The sequence below is a fragment of the Sphingomonas sp. CARO-RG-8B-R24-01 genome, assembly GCF_022662295.1.
In the GTDB taxonomy this organism is placed as follows: domain Bacteria; phylum Pseudomonadota; class Alphaproteobacteria; order Sphingomonadales; family Sphingomonadaceae; genus Sphingomonas.
This window is the reverse complement of sequence record NZ_JAKNQI010000004.1, coordinates 280,842-298,099: the sequence shown is the minus strand read 5'-3', so window position 1 is coordinate 298,099 and position 17,258 is coordinate 280,842. Positions and strand designations below refer to the sequence as shown.

Annotated in this window: 14 protein-coding genes; 7 read left to right on the top strand and 7 right to left on the bottom strand. The window is 66.9% G+C overall.

The genetic code is table 11. From position 1 onward, the window contains the following. Position 1: 1 nt before the first annotated feature. From hemH to L8G49_RS11000, 3 genes are all read right to left on the bottom strand, one after another. Positions 2-1,015 (bottom strand): ferrochelatase, encoded by a 1,014-nt coding sequence (gene hemH / locus L8G49_RS11010; RefSeq protein WP_242185697.1) that lies wholly within the window; start codon positions 1,013-1,015, stop codon positions 2-4. Continuing rightward, entirely contained in the window at positions 1,015-3,270 is a 2,256-nt protein-coding gene (locus L8G49_RS11005; RefSeq protein WP_242185696.1) for a molybdopterin cofactor-binding domain-containing protein, read from the bottom strand. The genes hemH and L8G49_RS11005 overlap by 1 nt, the downstream gene beginning before the upstream one ends. Positions 3,271-3,454: 184 nt before the next feature. Beyond that, the gene (locus L8G49_RS11000; RefSeq protein WP_242185694.1) at positions 3,455-5,161 is read right to left on the bottom strand and encodes a class I adenylate-forming enzyme family protein; all 1,707 of its coding nucleotides are present in this window, start codon (positions 5,159-5,161) and stop codon (positions 3,455-3,457) included. Positions 5,162-5,239: 78 nt separating this feature from the next. On the opposite strand from L8G49_RS11000, the gene lgt reads away from it, so the two are divergent. From lgt to L8G49_RS10970, 6 genes are all read left to right on the top strand, one after another. After that, positions 5,240-6,148 (top strand): prolipoprotein diacylglyceryl transferase, encoded by a 909-nt coding sequence (gene lgt, locus L8G49_RS10995; RefSeq protein ID WP_242185692.1) that lies wholly within the window; start codon positions 5,240-5,242, stop codon positions 6,146-6,148. A 381-nt stretch (positions 6,149-6,529) separates the two neighbouring features. Beyond that, positions 6,530-7,594 (top strand): SAM-dependent methyltransferase, encoded by a 1,065-nt coding sequence (locus tag L8G49_RS10990; RefSeq protein ID WP_242185690.1) that lies wholly within the window; start codon positions 6,530-6,532, stop codon positions 7,592-7,594. Then, positions 7,591-8,100 carry a GNAT family N-acetyltransferase gene (locus tag L8G49_RS10985; protein WP_242138168.1) on the top strand — a complete coding sequence of 170 codons (510 nt, stop codon included), beginning with the start codon at positions 7,591-7,593 and terminating at the stop codon, positions 8,098-8,100. Before L8G49_RS10990 ends, L8G49_RS10985 begins: the two co-directional genes overlap by 4 nt. Then, positions 8,097-8,891, top strand: coding sequence for a peptidoglycan editing factor PgeF (pgeF, locus tag L8G49_RS10980; protein WP_242138167.1), 795 nt, complete (start codon positions 8,097-8,099; stop codon positions 8,889-8,891). Before L8G49_RS10985 ends, pgeF begins: the two co-directional genes overlap by 4 nt. A gap of 782 nt (positions 8,892-9,673) precedes the next feature. Continuing rightward, the gene (locus L8G49_RS10975; protein ID WP_242185688.1) at positions 9,674-11,023 is read left to right on the top strand and encodes a cystathionine gamma-synthase family protein; all 1,350 of its coding nucleotides are present in this window, start codon (positions 9,674-9,676) and stop codon (positions 11,021-11,023) included. A 69-nt stretch (positions 11,024-11,092) separates the two neighbouring features. Next, complete coding sequence (locus L8G49_RS10970; RefSeq protein WP_242138165.1) at positions 11,093-11,491, top strand: DUF2147 domain-containing protein; 399 nt, start codon at positions 11,093-11,095, stop codon at positions 11,489-11,491. 172 nt (positions 11,492-11,663) lie between these two features. On the opposite strand, the gene murA is transcribed toward L8G49_RS10970, so the two are convergent. After that, positions 11,664-12,947, bottom strand: a complete 1,284-nt coding sequence (gene murA / locus L8G49_RS10965) for a UDP-N-acetylglucosamine 1-carboxyvinyltransferase (protein ID WP_242185686.1) — start codon at positions 12,945-12,947, stop codon at positions 11,664-11,666. A 180-nt stretch (positions 12,948-13,127) separates the two neighbouring features. Between murA and L8G49_RS10960 the strand changes: the two genes are divergently transcribed. After that, a complete protein-coding gene (locus L8G49_RS10960; protein ID WP_242185682.1) occupies positions 13,128-13,826 on the top strand; it encodes a Crp/Fnr family transcriptional regulator in 699 nt (232 codons plus the stop codon). Between the two features lie 16 nt (positions 13,827-13,842). Here L8G49_RS10960 and clpS read toward each other — a convergent pair whose 3' ends face one another. From clpS to phaC, 3 genes are all read right to left on the bottom strand, one after another. Beyond that, positions 13,843-14,181, bottom strand: a complete 339-nt coding sequence (gene clpS / locus L8G49_RS10955) for an ATP-dependent Clp protease adapter ClpS (RefSeq protein ID WP_131533747.1) — start codon at positions 14,179-14,181, stop codon at positions 13,843-13,845. 130 nt (positions 14,182-14,311) lie between these two features. Then, positions 14,312-15,145, bottom strand: a complete 834-nt coding sequence (phaP, locus tag L8G49_RS10950) for a phasin family protein (protein ID WP_242185681.1) — start codon at positions 15,143-15,145, stop codon at positions 14,312-14,314. 122 nt (positions 15,146-15,267) lie between these two features. Next, the gene (gene phaC / locus L8G49_RS10945) at positions 15,268-17,013 is read right to left on the bottom strand and encodes a class I poly(R)-hydroxyalkanoic acid synthase (protein ID WP_242185680.1); all 1,746 of its coding nucleotides are present in this window, start codon (positions 17,011-17,013) and stop codon (positions 15,268-15,270) included. Between the last annotated feature and the right edge of the window lie 245 nt (positions 17,014-17,258).

Sequence of the window (17,258 nt, the reverse complement as noted above, 5' to 3'; positions counted from 1 at the left end):
GCTATGCGGGGTTGGCCCAGCCTTCAAGTTCGCGCGCCAGTAAAGTGCGCAACATTTTGATGCCGATCTCGCTGGCATTAAGGCACGGAATATACGCGAAATGGGTACCCCCCTTGCCTTCGAAGCTCTCGAGCCCGCGGATCGCGAGTTCCTCGAGCGTCTCGAGGCAGTCGGCCGAGAAGCCCGGCGCGAAGATCGCGACCTTCTTGATCCCCTGTGCGGGCAATGCCTCGAGCGTCAGGTCGGTCGCGGGCTCGAGCCACTTCGCCGGGCCGAAGCGCGACTGGAACGACACGATCAGCTTCTTGCCAAGCCGCTCGCCGAGCAACCGCCCGGTCTTCTGGCAATGGCAGTGATAGGGATCGCCGAGTTCGAGCGTGCGCTTGGGCATCCCGTGGAAACTCGCGATCAACGCGTCCGGCTCGAAATCGAGCGCAGCGACACCCGCCTCGATCGATTGCGCGAGCGCCTCGATATAGGCTGGCTCGTCATGATAGGGCGGGAGCGTCCGCAGCGCTGGCTGCCAGCGCATCTTCGCCAGTTCGGCGAACGCCTTGTCGTTGGCGGTCGCGGTCGTCGCGGCGCAATATTGCGGGTAGAGCGGCGCGATCAGGATGCGGTCGCAGCCGGCGTCCTTCATCGCCTGCAACCGCTCGCCGATCGCGGGCTTGCCGTAGCGCATCGCCCAGTCGACCATCACGTCCGGCCCGAACGCGCCCTGAAGCGCGGCGTTCTGCGCCTTGGTGATCGCGGCCAGCGGCGAGCCGTCCTCGGTCCAGACCTGCGCATAGGCATGCGCCGACTTCTTGGGGCGGGTATTGAGGATGATTCCGCGCAGGATCGGCTGCCACAGCAGCGGCGGAATTTCGACCACGCGCCGGTCCGACAGGAACTCGCCGAGATAGCGTTTGACCGACCGCGTATCGGCGCCGTCGGGCGTGCCGAGGTTGGTCAGCAGCACGCCGATCCGGCGCGGCTTGACCGGCGGATGGCCGGGAGGAAGAACAGCTTGCATCACTTGGTTCCCGGAACGAGCGGAAGACACCGCAAGCGATAGCCCGTAGCGGCTTGCAGCGCATTGGCAATCGCAGGCGCAACCGGTGGGACCGCGAGTTCGCTCACCCCCCCGGGATCGGCCTCGCTGGAGATCAGCTCGACCGTGATATCCGGCGTATCGGCGAGGCGTGGCAGGCCCAGATCGCCGAAACTGCGCGCGTCGGGCAGACCGCGCGTGAAACCGGTCGATCCCCCCGTCGCCGCCGCCATGCCGAACAGCAATCCGCCCTCGATCTGCTGGCGCACGAGATCGGGGTTGATCTGCCGTCCGCAATCGACCGCGGCGACGATCCGGTCGACGCTGACCGCCTGCCCTTCGCCGACATGCGCCTCGACCAGCACCGCGATATGGCTGCCGCGAAAACTGTGGCAGGCGATCCCCTGCCCGCTTCCCGCGATCCCGCCCTCCCATCCGCCGAGGGATGCCGCGGTCGACAGGCACCGCGCCAGCCGCGCGTCGCCGCCGAGCATCCCGATCCGGTACGACAGGGGCTCGGTCCCCGCCAGATGCGCGAGTTCGTCGAGGAAACATTCGGTGAAGAAGGCGGTGTAACTATGCGCACCGGAGCGCCAGTGCCCGGTCGGGACGCCGATATCGGCGGGGTGATGGTCGATCGCATAGGCCGGCATCCGGTACGGCGGCACCGCACCCGCGATCGCATAGGGGTCACCCGATGGCGTCAACGCAAGCGCCGTACGAAAACCCGCGTCCTGCGCGAACAGACGCGCAGCGACTTCCTGTCCGGTAGCAGAGGCGGCGATCCGGGCGCGCCAGCCGAGGATCTGGCCATTGGGACCAAGCCGCGCCGCCATGCGAGCCATCGCTGGCGGCCGGAAGCGATCGTGCAGCAGATCCTCGACCCGCGACCAGGTCAGCTGGACCGGACGCTTGAGCGTCACGGCGAGGATTGCCGCCTGCTCGGCGCAACGATGATCCAGATTGGCACCGAACGCGCCCCCCACCAGCATCGGGTGGACGACCACCCGGTCCGTCGCGATCCCCGCCGCCGCCGCGGCCGCATCGCGCGCCATCGCGGGGGCCAGCGTCGGCAACCAGAGCTCGAGCCGTCCATCGGCAAAGCGTGCGGTCGCGGTCATCGTCTCGACCGCGGCATGCGCGGCGAGCCCGACCTGATACTCGGCGGTGATCAACCGTGCGTCCTTGAACGTCGCATCGACGTCGCCGACCGCCGACAGTCGCCTGCCTGGCGTATCGAGCGCGCCCTGCAGCGCCGCGCGGATCGTGGCACTGGTGACGATCGCGCCCTGCGTTTCGAACCGCGGGGCAAGCGCATCCAGCGCACGGTTGGCTGCCCACCAATGGTTGCCGATCGCGGCGACCCAACGGTCGTTGGTCACGACCTGAAGCACGCCGGGGATACGGTCTGCCGCGGCGCGATCGACCCGGACCAGCTGGGAACTGCCGCCCGGTGCCTGACGGATGCTGGCGAAGACCATGTCGGGCAACCGCACGTCCCCCGCGAAATTGGCGGAGCCGTCGACCTTGGCGGGTGCATCGAGCCGGGGCAGCGATTGGCCCGACAGGCGGGTGTCGTCTTCGTTGACGCGCATCGGCAGGGCGTCGGGCAAGCTGCCGCGTACCGCTTCCGCCGCGAGATCGGCAAAGCGCAGCCGGTCCTTCCCGTGGAAGACGAACCCGCCCCGCGTGTCGCACGCTTGCCAGTCGACCTGCCAGCGCGCCGCCGCCACCTTGCACAACAACACGCGCGCCGCCGCGCCCGCCTGGCGGAGGTCATCCTCGAACGTGCGGACCGAACTCGACCCGGCGGTGACCATCATCCCGATCCGCACGGCATGCGCGTCGCGCCACCGTCCCGCCACCGTATCGCGCGCGGTTTCGAACAGCTCGTCGGCGCCCAGCGCATTGGCATAGAGCGGGTTGAGCGGTGCGGGTTCGACCGCGATCGTCCGCCAGTCCGCGCCCAGTTCATCCGCGACGATCTGCGGCAAGGCGGTATAGACCCCTTGCCCATGCTCGGCCTGCGGCACCGCGACCGTGACATGCCCGTCATCACCGATCTTGATCCACGCGCCGAAGATCGTCTCGCCCGTGTCGGCGGTCAGATTGGGCAAATAGTGCCGCGGCCATAATGCCCAGGCGAGGATGAGCCCGACGCCCGCCCCGCCGCCGATCAACAGTCCGCGACGGGTGACCCCGGCGGCAGGGGGCGATGAGGGCAGACGCGGGCGCATTGTGGTCGCTGTATCGCGGTGATCGGGCCGGGGAAAGCGCGAGACGTCGTTTGATGTGCGGTTCGTCCGGTCGAGCGGGAGGACGGTTGCTCCCGCCCGGCTCCTCGGGCCAAATGCCATCCGCCCCGCGCGGGCAGGGTTCCACGCCGGCTGACCGTGCGATGCGGGGCGACCATCCGTTGCGCTATACCCCCACGCCAGCCTGTTCCGCCGCCACGAGCGCGCGATACGACGTGCGTAGCGTGACCTTGTCGATCTTCTCCGTCCCCAGCCGCGGCAGCGGCGTATCGACGATCCAGATCCGTTGCGGCACCTTGAACGCGGCGACATGCGCGAACAGGAAGGCCGAGAGTTCGTCGACACTTACCCGCTGATCCGCGCGCAACTGGACGACCGCGCCGGGCACTTCGCCGTAGCGCTCGTCGGGCAAGCCGAACACCGCCGCCTCGGCCACGCTCGGATGCTGGTAGATCGTCGCCTCGACCTCCTGACAGGAGATGTTCTCGCCCCCGCGGATGATGATGTCTTTCTTGCGATCGACGATGAAGAGATAGCCGTCCGCGTCGAGATAGCCGATGTCCCCGGTCAGGAAGTAACGGTCGGCGGTAAAGGCGGCGGCGGTCGCATCGGGACGGCCGTAATATTCGCGAAAATTGCAGATCGAGCGGATCGCGACTTCGCCGCGCAGGCCCTGCGCCACGGGCTGCCCGCGATCATCGAGGATCGCGAGATCGACCAGCGGCGCGGAGGCGCGCCCGGTCGAATTGGGCTTGTCGAGGTAATTGTCGCGGAAATTGCCGCAGCCGATGCCGTTGGTTTCGGTCAGGCCATAGCCGAGCAGGGGCTTGGGACCGCCCATCTCGTCCGCGATGCGGCGAACGTGCTCGACCGGGCGTGGTGCGCCCCCTGCGGCAAAATCGGTGACCGTCGACAGATCGTAATGACCGCGGTTGGGGTGCGTCAGGATCTCGAAGCTCATCAAGGGAACGCCGACGAAATAGCTGACCGTCTCGGCCTGGATCAGCCGCATCGCTTCCTCGGCATCCCATTTGGGCATCAGCACTAGCTTTCGTCCCATCGCGAAACTCTGGAGGAAGACCGGGACCTCCGCGGTGACGTGGAACAGCGGCACGTTGAGCAGGGTCGCGGGTTGGCCCTCGGGCGGACTGCCGTCCTGCGTCGCGATGCTCAGCATCATCAGCGCCTGCGCGAGATAGTTGAACACGCCTTGCGTCACGGCGCGGTGGTCGCTGATCGCGCCCTTCGACTGGCCGGTCGAGCCCGAGGTGAACAGGATCGTCGCGGCATCCTCCGGCGCGACCACGGGGAGCGCGACATCCGCCGGATCCAGGCCGGCAAGCGCCGCCTTCAACGGCAGGGTGTCGTCGATCGTCACGATGGGTACGCCGAGTCCGTCGATCGCCGCGATCCGGCGGGCACGGGTCGGATCCGCAAACACCAGGCTGCATTCGACATCGGTCATCGCCGCGCCGAGTTCCTCGGCCTGCCACCAGCCGTTGAGCAGCGTGGCCACGCCACCCGCCATCACGATCCCCATGTAGAGCACGATCCACGACGGCGAATTGCGCATCGCGATCCCCACGCGGTCGCCGGGCAGGATCCGGTAATGCGCGACCAGCGCCTGCGCGACGCAGTGGGCCGCGCGGTGGACCTGCGCGAAGGTGAGCCGTTCGTCGCCCGCGACGAGGAAGGTCTTGTCGGCATGTTCGGCGCAATAATGCGCGAAATAGGGCGGCAGCGTCTGCGGAACCCCGGTGATGATCGGGAGATCCAGACCATCGACCGAAACGCGCCCGACGGCCAGCGGACCGCCCGGTCCCGTCAACGCGGCGAGGGTCGCATCCATACGGCCGTCCAATATGCTCGGCATCTCATTCTCCGTTTCGTCTTGTCGCTTGGTCTTGTCGCCAGTCGCCTTTATGGAGGCGCAAATCCCAGGGGAAAAGCCTTGATCCTGACTGCCGCCCTACCCCTGCTCGCCGATGCGACGACCGCCGCCACCGCCGTTGGAGCGGGCGGCCATTTGCGGTTCGAGGACCTGCACCTCAACCCGGTCGCGCTCGACCTGCATTTCTTCCAGATCAAATGGTATTCGCTTGCCTATATCACCGGCATCCTGGTCGGCTGGTGGTATCTGCTCAAGCTGATCGCGCAGCCGGGAAGCCCGATGGCGCGGCGGCATGTCGACGATCTGGTGTTCTACGCGACGCTCGGGATCATCCTCGGCGGGCGGCTCGGATACGCCATCTTCTATGCGCCCGACATGCTGCTCAGCCCGTGGCGGCTGATCCGGCTGTGGGACGGGGGCATGTCGTTCCACGGCGGGATGATCGGCACGTCGATCGGGATCATCCTGTTCGCGCGCAAGGAAAAGCTCGATTGGCTGCGGATCCACGATTATCTGGCGTGCGCGGTGCCGTTCGGGCTGTTCTTCGGGCGGATCGCGAATTTCATCAACGGCGAGCTGTGGGGCAAGCCGTCGAACGTCGCCTGGGCGATCATCTTCCCGCGCACCGGCAACGACGTCCCCCGCCACCCGAGCCAGTTGTACGAGGCGGGGCTCGAGGGAATCGCGCTGTTCGCGATCCTGTGGTTCGCCTTCTGGCGCACCAAGGCGCGCTATGAGCCGGGGCGGCTCGTCGGGCTGTTCCTGGTCGGCTACGGGCTCGCGCGCTTCACGGTCGAGTTCTTCCGCGAACCCGATTCACAGTTCAGCGGCACCTTCTTCGCGACGACGATCCACATGGGGCAGGTGCTGACGCTGCCGATGATCCTCGGCGGCCTGTATCTGGTCGCGACCGCCAAGGGGCGGCGTACGCGAGTCGTGCCGATCGCGGGGGATGCAAGCGTCGCTTGACCGGCGGCCCCTGGACCCGTCACCCCGGCGAAGGCCGGGGCCGTCCGGTTATCCAGGCGCGACGGTACGACGAAGCGCTGTATCGCCGGACACGCCGCCCAACATGGCGGCCCCGGCCTTCGCGAGGTCTCTGCGAAAGTTGGAGTTACCGACGTGTCACTTGCTGTTTTCCCGCGAAGGCGGGAATCCAGAGCCCAGCAGAACAACGGCTTACAGTTCTTGCTACTCCTGGACTCCCGCCTTCGCGGGAGAACCGCGATGGTTTCGCATAGGTCATGCCTTCGCCGGGGTGACGGTAGCGTGGTGGAGGGCGACGCACGGGACAGCCCCCTATCCACCACGCTTGCGGACCGCGCCGTGGCGGGGCATTGCGCGCCGACGATGACGGACGATACACCTTCCCAGACCCCGCCTGCTCCCCTCGCCGACCGGCTCGCCCGCGCGATCACGCTCGCGGGGCCGATCTCGATCGCGCAGTTCATGGCGGCGGCGAACCAGCAGTATTATGCGACCCGCGATCCGCTCGGCACGGGCGGCGATTTCACCACCGCGCCCGAAATCAGCCAGATGTTCGGCGAGCTGATCGGGCTGTGGGGTGCCGACCTGTGGGACCGCGCGGGACGCCCGGAGGCCGCCTGGGTCGAGCTCGGCCCGGGGCGTGGCACGCTTTCCGCCGATGCGCTGCGCGCCGGGCGCAAGGCGGGGTTCGCGCCGCCGGTGCATTTCGTCGAGACCAGCCCGGTCTTGCGCACCGCGCAGCAGGAGCGCGTCGCGGACGCGGCGTTCCATGATTCGATCGACACGCTCCCGACCGATCGCCCGCTGATCGTCGTCGCCAACGAATTCTTCGACGCGCTGCCGATCCGCCAGCTTGTGAAAGGTGCGGCGGGGTGGTTCGAGCGGCTGGTCGCGTGCCAGGACACGCTGTTCCTCCCGATCGCGGGCACGCAGGTGCCCGACGGCGTCATCCCCGAAGCCTTGCGCGACACCGCCAACGGCGCGGTGATCGAAACCTCTCCCGCGAGTGTCGCGATCCTGCGCGGGCTCGCGCAGCGGATCGTCGCGCAGGGCGGCGCGCTGCTGATCGTCGATTATGGCTATAACGGCCCCGCGATCGGCGACACGTTGCAGGCGGTGCGCGGCCACGCCTTCGCCAACCCGTTCGATGCGCCGGGCGAGCAGGACCTGACCGCGCATGTCGACTTCGGCACGCTCGGCGCGGCGGCGCTGGTCGAGGGCGCACGGGTCGAGGGGCCGGTCGACCAGGGCGCGTTCCTCGCGGCACTCGGGATCGATGCGCGCGCCGCCGCGCTGTCCAAGGCAGCGCCCGACCGCGCGGACGGGATCGCTGCCGACAAGGCCCGGCTAACCGAGGCGATGGGTACGCTTTTTCAGGTCCTTGCGGTGTCGGCACCCAATTGGCCGACACCTGCGGGGTTCGCATGATCCAGTATCGCGACGCACGAACGATCGATGGCCCCGCACTCGCCGCGATGGCGCGCGAGTCGTTCACCGAGACGTTCGGGACACTGTACGATGCGAAGGACCTGAATGCGTTCCTCGACGAGGCGTTCGGGCCGAACGGCTTGCCGTCGCAACTGTCCGACCCCGATTTCGCGATCCGCCTAGCGCTCGACGACGGCAAGATCATCGGCTTCGTCAAGATGGGGCCGGTCACCTTCCCCGGCGAATGGCGCCCCGATGCGATCGAACTGTACCAATTTTACGTGCTCTCCCCGTGGCATGGCAGCGGCGTCGCGCAGGAGATGATGGCGTGGGCGCTCGACCATGCGCGCAGCCACGGCGCACGCGAGGTGATCCTCAGCGTCTATGTCGACAACCACCGCGCGCACCGTTTCTACGAACGCTATGGCTTTCGCGATATCGGGCGGATCGCGTTCCGCGTTGGCACGACGGTGGATGACGACAATCTGATGCGGCTGGTGCTGTGACCCCTGACAAGAATCTCGTTCCGGTCATTCGTGCGCGCACGCTGGAGGGCGTCGCACACGGCTTCCTCGGGCGTGAGGGCGGCGTTTCGACCGGGGTCCATGCCGGGCTCAACGTCGGGCTTGGGTCGGACGACGATGCCGCCGCAATCGCCGAGAACCGCGTGCGTGCGACCGACGCGGTGCTGCCCGGCGCGGCGCTCGTCACGCTCTTTCAGGTCCATTCGGGCGACTGCATCACCGTCACCGCGCCGTTCGCGGACGACCAGCGCGCGCGCGCCGACGCGCTCGTCACGGATCGCCCCGGCCTCGCGCTCGGCATCCTCACCGCGGATTGCGCCCCCGTCCTGTTCGCGGATGTCGCGGCGGGGGTGGTCGGCGCGGCGCATGCGGGGTGGAAAGGCGCGATCGGCGGGGTGACCGACTCGACGATCGCCGCGATGGAAGCGCTCGGCGCGCGGCGCGATCGCATCACCGCCGCGATCGGCCCGTGCATCGCGCGCGCGAGTTATGAGGTGGACGATGCCTTCGCTCGGCGGTTCGAGCAGGACGACCCCGCCAACGAACGCTTCTTCGCACCGGCGCGGGCTGGGCATCACCAGTTTGATCTCGAATCCTATGTCGTCCACCGGCTCGCCGCCGCCGGCCTCACCCGGATCGCCGCGCTCGGGCTCGATACCTATGCGGATGAGACGCGCTTCTACAGCTACCGCCGCGCCACGCATCGCGGGGAGCCCGGCTATGGGCGGCAGATCGCGCTGATTGGTCTGGGCGCGGAGACGGTCCGCGCCTGAGAGGGCGCGTTTCTCCATCCGTTCGTTTCGGGCGCAGCCGAGCGATGGTAGAGCGAGTCGCCCGCAATCGTCTGTCTCGCTCCTGGGCCGCGGCCTGCGCCGGGGAAGCGGAAGTGTAGCGAGCGCACGCCCACCGAAAACGCCCTTCCCCGGCGAAGGCCGGGGCCCAGTAGCGACGGCCGAGGTAACGAAGCGCATCCGCCCGCAATCCCCTGTCTCGCTCCTGGGCCCCGGCCTGCGCCGGGGAAGCGGAAACGTGGCAAGCGCGCGCCCACCGAAAACTTCCTTCCCCGGCGAAGGCCGGGGCCCAGGAGCGACGGTCGAGGTAACGAAGCACAGTCGCCCGCAATCGTCTGTCTCACTACTGGGCCCCGGCCTGCGCCGGGGAAGCGCAAACGTGGCGAACGCACGCCCACCAAAAACTTCCTTCCCCGGCGAAGGCCGGGGCCCAGGAGCGACGGTCGAGGTAACGAAGCACAGTCGCCCGCAATCGTCTGTCTCACTACTGGGCCCCGGCCTGCGCCGGGGAAGCGGAAACGTGGCGAGCGCGCGCCCACCAAAAACTTTCTTCCCCGGCGAAGGCCGGGGCCCAGCAGCGAAGGCCAAGGTAACGATGCGCGGCCGCCTGCCCAGAAACCCACCACAACGCCAGCTTCCCGACATCGCCCGAAACGAACGCATTACAGGGTGGAATCCCCGCCCCGGACAAGCGGCATGGTATCAAATGACACTATCCCGCGTTACGGAGGGGCATATCCTTCAGCAAGGCAGGACCTACTTTCATGGCGCAGACCCCCACTCCCCCGATCGACGCGACCGGCGCGGACGAAGCCGACCTGACCGGCGTCGCGCCGCGCACCAAGGCAAAGCCCTCGGTCGAGAAGATCGGCGACCGCAAGCTCAAGCCGTCGACGCTGATGATGGGCCACGGCTATGATCCGATGCTGTCGGAAGGCTCGCTCAAGCCCCCGATCTTCGCGACCTCGACCTACGTCTTCCCCAATGCCGCCGCGGGCAAGCGCCATTTCGAGGGCGTCACCGGCAAGCGTCCCGGCGGGTCGCAGGGCCTCGTCTATTCGCGGTTCAACGGCCCCAATCAGGAGATCCTCGAGGATCGTCTCGGCGTGTGGGAAGAAGCCGAGGACGCACTCGTCTTCTCGAGCGGCATGTCCGCGATCGCGACGCTGCTGCTGTCGATGGTCAAGCCCGGCGACACGATCGTCCATTCGGGTCCGCTCTACGCCGCGACCGAGACGCTGATCGCGCGCATCCTCGGCCGCTTCGGCGTCCAGTGGCTCGATTTCCCGGCAGGCGCGACCCGCGAGGAAATCGACGCGGTGATGACCAAGGCGGCGACCGGCAATGTCGCTTTGATCTATCTCGAAAGCCCCGCCAACCCGACCAACGCTTTGGTCGACATCCAGGCGGTGCGCGCGAGCCGCGACGCGATCTTCACCGGCGAGAACAAACCGCCGATCGCGATCGACAACACCTTCCTCGGGCCGCTCTGGCTCAAGCCGCTCGAACATGGCGCGGAGATCGTCGTCTATTCGCTCACCAAATATGCCGGCGGGCATAGCGATCTGGTCGCGGGCGGCGTGCTGGGTTCGAAGGAGCACATCAACACGATCCGGCTGATGCGCAACACGATCGGCACGATCTGCGACCCCAACACCGCGTGGATGCTGATGCGCAGCCTCGAGACGCTCGAGCTCCGCATGAGCCGCGCGGGCGAGAATGCGGTCAAGGTCTGCGCCTTCCTGCGCGATCATCCCAAGGTCGAGCGCGTCGGCTATCTCGGCTTCCTCGCCGATACCCCCGGCATGGAGCGTCAGGCCGACATCTATGCCCGCCACTGCAGCGGTGCGGGCTCGACCTTCTCGCTGATCGTCAAGGGCGGCGAGACCGAGGCTTTCGCCTTCCTCGACGCGCTCAAGATCGCCAAGCTCGCGGTCAGCCTCGGCGGGACCGAGACGCTCGCGTCGCACCCGGCGGCGATGACGCATCTGTCGGTGTCCGACGAGCGCAAGCAGGCGCTCGGGATCACCGACAATCTCGTGCGCATCTCGATCGGTGTCGAGGATCCGGACGATCTGATCGCCGACTTCGCGCAGGCACTCGATTCGATCTGACGCGTTCATCCACGGATCAGACGGGTGCGCCTAGGCGCATCCGTCGGTTCTTCGTGGAAGGCGATCAGCATGCGAGCATTTGTAATGGCAGCGGCGGCAGTGGCCGCGCTGCTCCCGGTGGCGGCCACGGCCGCGATCCCCAAGGGTGTGTGGACCAACCCCAGGAAGAGCGTCCGCGTGGTGTTCCAACCGTGCGGCGACGCGATCTGCGGCAAGGTGATCGCCGCCACGCCGCAGGCCGAGGCGGATGCCAAGCGCGGCGGTGGTGCCCCGCTGGTCGGCGCGATGCTGTTTCAGGATTTCCGCCAGGGCGACTCGGGGATGTGGTTCGGCTCGGTGCTGGTGCCAGACCTCGGGCAGACGATCTCGGGGACGATCCGGCAGGTCGATGCCAATACGCTGGTCGGCGAGGGCTGTGTGATCGCCAACATCGGCTGCCGCACGCAAACCTGGACGCGGGTAAAGTAGGGCCGCCTCCCGGCGACTGTCGTCACCCCGGCGAAGGCCGGGGCCGCCACGGTATCTGAAAGGCAGTCGGACAAAGACGCAGCCGAAGCGCACACAATGCAGCGGCCCCGGCCTCCGCCGGGGTGACGACAGCGGCCACCCGGCCCCGACGAACCACCGCGGGACGCTACCCTCAGCCGTCGCCGACGCGCTCGATATCCGCGCCGACCGCGCTCAGCTTCTCCTCGAGCCGCTCATACCCGCGGTCGAGATGATATACGCGGCTCACCTGGGTCTCGCCCTCGGCCACCAGCCCCGCGATGATCAGGCTCATCGACGCGCGCAGGTCGGTCGCCATCACCGGCGCACCGACCAGCCGGTCGACCCCGTGCACGACCGCGGTGCGCCCCTGGACGCGAATGTCCGCGCCCATCCGTGCCAGTTCCGGCACGTGCATATAGCGGTTCTCGAAGATCGTCTCGGTCAGCGTGCTTTCGCCGGGGGCCATGCACAGCATCGCCATCAACTGTGCCTGCATGTCGGTCGCGAAGCCCGGGAACGGCGCGGTCGACGCCGTCACCGGCCGGAGCGGGCCGTTCGCTTCGACGAACAGATTCTCGCCGCGTTCCTCGACCGTGACGCCCGCCTGGCGGAGCGCCTCGATCGTCGCGATCATGTCGCTGGCCTTCACGCCGACCAGTTCGAGCGCCCCGCCCGTGATCGCCGCCGCACAGGCATAGCTGCCCGCCTCGATCCGGTCGGGCATCACGCGATAGGTCGCGCCGTGCAAACGGTCGACGCCCTCGATCTCGAGCGTGCTCGTGCCGATCCCCGAAATCTTCGCCCCCATCGCGACGAGCAGGTTGCACAGATCGACGATCTCGGGCTCGCGCGCGGCATTCTCGATCCGGCTGCCGCCCTTCGCGAGCGACGCCGCCATCACGACATTCTCGGTCGCGCCGACCGACACGACCGGGAAGGTGTACGTCCCGCCCGACAGCCGCCCGCCCGGCGCGATCGCCTTGACATAGCCCGCCGCCATCTCGAGCTGCGCGCCGATCGCTTCCAGCGCCTTCATGTGCAGATCGATCGGGCGATTGCCGATCGCGCAGCCGCCCGGGAGCGACACCGTCGCCTCGCCCGCGCGCCCGAGCAGCGGGCCGAGCACGAGGATCGACGCGCGCATTTTCCGCACGATGTCATACGGCGCTTCGGTCGCGGTCAGCTTGCCCGCGCGGATCGTCATCACGCGACCGAAATCCTCGGGTCGTGCACCCTCGATCCGGGTCGAGCAGCCGAGCTGGTTGAGCAGATGCCCGAAACTGTCGACGTCGGCGAGCCGCGGCAGGTTGCGCAGCGTCACCGGCTCCTCGGTCAGCAACGCGCACGGCATCAGCGTGAGCGCGGCGTTCTTCGCGCCGGAGATGGGGAGACGGCCAGAGAGGCGGTTACCGCCCCGAATGAGAATACGGTCCATCGATCTCGTTTATCGCCTTGCCCCGCGCGCGCAAGCTGCCGCGCAGCGAATACCGGTCGAACGGATCGTAGCCACGTTGATCGACTTTAATGCAATGTTCCGGCCACGCTGCTTTGTGACAGAAGAACAAGGGGTGATCACCGCGTGCCAGGAAGTTGTTTCGCCGAGCGTCTCGGCGATGTGGTTGAACTGACGGCGTCGGAGCAAGAGGCGCTCGGGCGCCTCGAGGAGCGCGAGCGGGCGCTTCGGCGCAACATGACGTTGCAACGCGAAAACGACCGGGCGAACGAAATCTATATCCTGCGCAAGGGCACGGTGATGAGCTCGGTCCTGCTGGACGACGGCAGCCGCCAGATCCTGCGGTTTCATTTCGCGGGAGACCTGCTTGCGGTGTCGAACATCATCTACGGGGATGCGACCGAGACGATCACCGCGCTGAGCGATTGCGTGGTCTGCCCGTTCGAGCGGACCGCACTCAGCGCCCTGATGTTCGAACACCCCCGGATCGCCGCGCTGATCCTGGTCTACAACCAGATCGAACGCGCCGCCTTGACCGACCGGCTGGCCGCGCTGGGACGAACCTCCGCCAAGACGCGCGTAGCGGCGATCCTGATCGAGATCCGCAACCGGATCCGGGTGCTGGACCGTACCGTCACGAGCAGCTTCACGCTCGGCCTGACGCAGGAGGAGATCGGCGATGCCACGGGGCTGACGGCGGTTCACGTGAACCGGATGCTTCGGCAGCTCGAGGAGGAGGGGATGATCGCGCGCGAAGCAGGACGGGTCCAGTTCCTCGACGAGCGCGGGTTGACCCGTGCCGCCAATTTCGTCGATCGCTACGCCAACCTGGACCTGGGCTGGCTTCCCGCGGGGCGCTGACGCCCCGACCGCAGGGTCAGGCCTTTTCGAGCATGCACTGCAACGGATGCTGGTTCTGCCGCGCGAAGTCGAGCACTTGCGCCACTTTGGTCTCCGCGACCTCATAGCTGAAGATGCCGCACACGCCGACGCCCTTCTGGTGCACGTGGAGCATCACGCGAGTCGCCGCTTCCATGTCCATGCGGAAGAATCGCTGGAGCACGAGCACGACGAATTCCATCGGCGTATAATCATCGTTGAGCAGCAACACCCGATACGGCGTCGGCTGCTTGGTCTTGGAGCGCGTCCGCGTGGCGACTCCGGTGCTGCCATCACGATCGGAATCGTCGGTTCCGTCGTCGCGGCGCTCAGCCATGGAGATGAGAAAGGGGTGGGTCATGCAGCGCTAAAATATGGCATTGCAACCGGTCAGGGCAAGGGGTTCGCGCAAACGAAAAGGGCGGCTCCGATCCGGAACCGCCCTTTGCCGTTACAAAAGGGAACGCTCAGGCGGCGACCTTGACCTTTTCGACCGCAACCGCGACCCGGTTCGAGATCGGCTGTGCGATTTCGCCGAGCAGCTTGACATAGCCTTCGGTGAACTTGGCGGTCTCGGCCATCATCGAATCCATCGCCTGCTTCGTCATCTCGCTGTGCAGCTTGAAGAAGTCGGTCGGCGACTTGATCGACGCGAACTGGCTCGCGGTGGTGCTGGCCTTCTCGACCGTGGAGCGGACATAATCGCTGGTATAGCGCGCGATGTCCTCGGCGCCCTTCGCAGCGATCTTGCTCGACTCGACGACTGCTTCGAGGTTGCCCTTCGAAAACTCGTTCATGTCGGCGATCATTTTCGATCCCTTCTCCATCGCGGTCTTCGCGCGATCGTTGACGTCGGCGAACATCGTCTTCGCCTGGGTCTGCGCGGTGTCGGCAGCGGTATTGATCGTGGCGTCCATGGTGCTCATTTCCTTCTGCATGACGGCCGTCGCGGGCGCGATGGCGGGGGTTGGAGGTGAAACAGGTTCCGGGGCAACCGGCCCGGCAACAACGACAGGCGACGGGGTCGCCGGCTCGGCCTGAGCCACCGGCTCCGGTGACGGCGACGGCACGCCGACTGGCGCAACGACCTTGGCGAGATCGCGAACGTCGGGCGAAGCCTTGGGAGCTACCGCAGGCTTCGGCGCGGGCTTGTTCGCGACCGGCTTGGCGATAGCGGTGGGCGTCGCGGTGGGTGAGGCAACAAACGGTACCGGTGGCACGTCCGACTCGCTGCCGGCAGCCGATGCGATCGACTTTGCAATTCCCTTGGACGGGGCGGACTTAGGGCCTTTGGTGGCCATGACCGTTTCTCCTGCAACGCTGTTGTTGCAGTGCAATATAGTTGAAAATGATCCTAGTTGCAACAGGCGTGTTGCAGTGCAGCATCCAGATTTCGACATGTCAGGGGTCTGAAAAGGCTCACTTATCGGGTTCGTACGTAGATTCCCGGAGCATCGCCGAGCGGGACGAGCATTCCCTCCCCCGGCGTACGTGATCCGGTTGCGGGAACCTGCTCCTGCCCGATCGCGCGAAGCCATTCCAGCCAGTCCGGCCACCAGCTGCCCTTGGTCTCCCGCGCTCCGGCAACGAACGCCTCGAAATCGTCGACGGGGGTGTCATTGCGCCAATATTGGTACTTCCCGGCTGAAGGCGGGTTCACCACACCCGCGATATGCCCCGATCCGGCAAGCACGAACCGCCGCGGTCCGGTGAGGTGCCGCATCATCGCCCAGACGCTTTCGGGCGGCGCGATATGATCCTCGCGCCCGGCCTGGATATAGGCCGGCGTGGCGACCTTCGACAGGTCGATCGGCGTGCCGAGCGCGGTCATCTCGCCGGGCTTGGCGAGGCGATTGTCGCGGTACAGGTCGGTTAGATAGGCGATGTGCCAGGCCGCCGGCAGGTTGGTCGTATCACCGTTCCAGTGAAGCAGGTCGAACGGCGCATAGTCCTTGCCGAGCAGGTAGTTGTTGGTGACATAGTTCCAGATCAGGTCGCGCCCGCGCAGCTGGTTGAACACCGCCGCCATGTAGCGCCCGTCGAGAAAGCCGTCCGGCGTCAGCGAACGGATCAGCGCGAGCTGCTCGTCCGAGACGAAATGGAGCAGCTCGCCCGCCTTTTCGAAATCGACCTGCGCGGTGAAGAAAGTGGCACTCGCGACCTTGTCCGCCTCGCCCCGCGCCGCGAGGATCGCGAGCGTCGCGGCCAGCGTCGTCCCCGCCACGCAATAGCCGATGGTATGGACCGCCGGCACGTCGAGCCCGCTGCGGATGGTGTCGATCGCCTCGATCTGCGCGGCGATGTAATCGTCCCACACGACATGCTTCATCGTCGCGTCGGCGGAGCGCCACGACACCATGAAGACCGTGATCCCCTGCTCCACCGCCCAGCGGATGAAGCTCTTCTCGGGGCTGAGGTCGAGGATGTAAAAGCGGTTGATCCACGGCGGAAAGATCACCAGCGGCGTCGCCAGTACGGTCTCGGTCGTCGGGCTGTACTGGATCAGCTCGTACAGGTCGGTGCGCAGCACCACCTTGCCTGGCGTCATCGCAATGTTGCGGCCGAGCTCGAACGCACTCTGGTCGGTATGCGTCAGCTGCCCCTTGCCGAGATCGGCGAGCATGTTCTGCAACCCCTTGAGCAGATTCTCGCCGCGCGTCGCGATCGTCTTCTCGAGCACTTCGGGGTTGGTGGCGGGGAAGTTGGTCGGGCTCATCGCATCGAGGAAGCCGCGCGCCGCAAAACGCATCTGCTCGCGCTGCCGCTCGTCGACGCCCTGCAGCGCATCGACCTGCGCCAGCATCGTGTCCGCCACCAGGAAATAGCTCTGGCGGATGAAGTCGAACACCGGGTCCTCGTGCCAGCGCCTGTCCTTGAAGCGCTTGTCGCGCGCCTGGTCGGGCGACTCGGCGCGCGGGGCAGGCGTCGCCGGATCGAGCATGCGTTGCCACAGCGTCAGGCTGTCGGTCCAGAAATCACGCGTGCGCGCGATCGTCGCAGGATCGGTCAGCCCCGGGATCGGCGGAAGCAGCGCGTCGCCCGCGGTCATCGTCGCCAGCCCCTGCTCGAGCATCATCTGCTGCGCGCGGCCCAGCACCCAGGTCCAGTGCTGCATGTCGGCGAGGCTGGGCAGCGCGCCGGTCGGTTGGGTCGTATCCGAATCAGCCATGGCATCCTCGATCCTGTTTGCGCTCTTCTACCGCGCGTGCGCGGCGCCGTCATGCCGGATCGCGCCGACTATCAACCGCTTGGGCGCATTGGGAAGTTCCGAACTATGCTGACTCGGATCTACCTCCCGTTCGTTTCGAGCGAAGTCGAGAAACCTGCACTGTGCCCGGTTTCTCGACTTCGCTCGAAACGAACGGACAGAGGGAAGTCGGCAAGAATAGCCCGCATTACCCCCCGCGACAGCTC

Excerpts from the sequence above, each read along its gene's own strand:
- hemH (WP_242185697.1), bottom strand. The coding sequence starts at position 1,015 with ATGCAAGCTGTTCTTCCTCCCGGCCATCCGCCGGTCAAGCCGCGCCGG.
- L8G49_RS11005 (WP_242185696.1), bottom strand. The coding sequence starts at position 3,270 with ATGCGCCCGCGTCTGCCCTCATCGCCCCCTGCCGCCGGGGTCACCCGT.
- L8G49_RS11000 (WP_242185694.1), bottom strand. The coding sequence starts at position 5,161 with ATGCCGAGCATATTGGACGGCCGTATGGATGCGACCCTCGCCGCGTTG.
- L8G49_RS10990 (WP_242185690.1), top strand. The coding sequence starts at position 6,530 with ATGACGGACGATACACCTTCCCAGACCCCGCCTGCTCCCCTCGCCGAC.
- L8G49_RS10985 (WP_242138168.1), top strand. The coding sequence starts at position 7,591 with ATGATCCAGTATCGCGACGCACGAACGATCGATGGCCCCGCACTCGCC.
- L8G49_RS10975 (WP_242185688.1), top strand. The coding sequence starts at position 9,674 with ATGGCGCAGACCCCCACTCCCCCGATCGACGCGACCGGCGCGGACGAA.
- L8G49_RS10970 (WP_242138165.1), top strand. The coding sequence starts at position 11,093 with ATGCGAGCATTTGTAATGGCAGCGGCGGCAGTGGCCGCGCTGCTCCCG.
- murA (WP_242185686.1), bottom strand. The coding sequence starts at position 12,947 with ATGGACCGTATTCTCATTCGGGGCGGTAACCGCCTCTCTGGCCGTCTC.
- clpS (WP_131533747.1), bottom strand. The coding sequence starts at position 14,181 with ATGGCTGAGCGCCGCGACGACGGAACCGACGATTCCGATCGTGATGGC.
- phaP (WP_242185681.1), bottom strand. The coding sequence starts at position 15,145 with ATGGCCACCAAAGGCCCTAAGTCCGCCCCGTCCAAGGGAATTGCAAAG.
- phaC (WP_242185680.1), bottom strand. The coding sequence starts at position 17,013 with ATGGCTGATTCGGATACGACCCAACCGACCGGCGCGCTGCCCAGCCTC.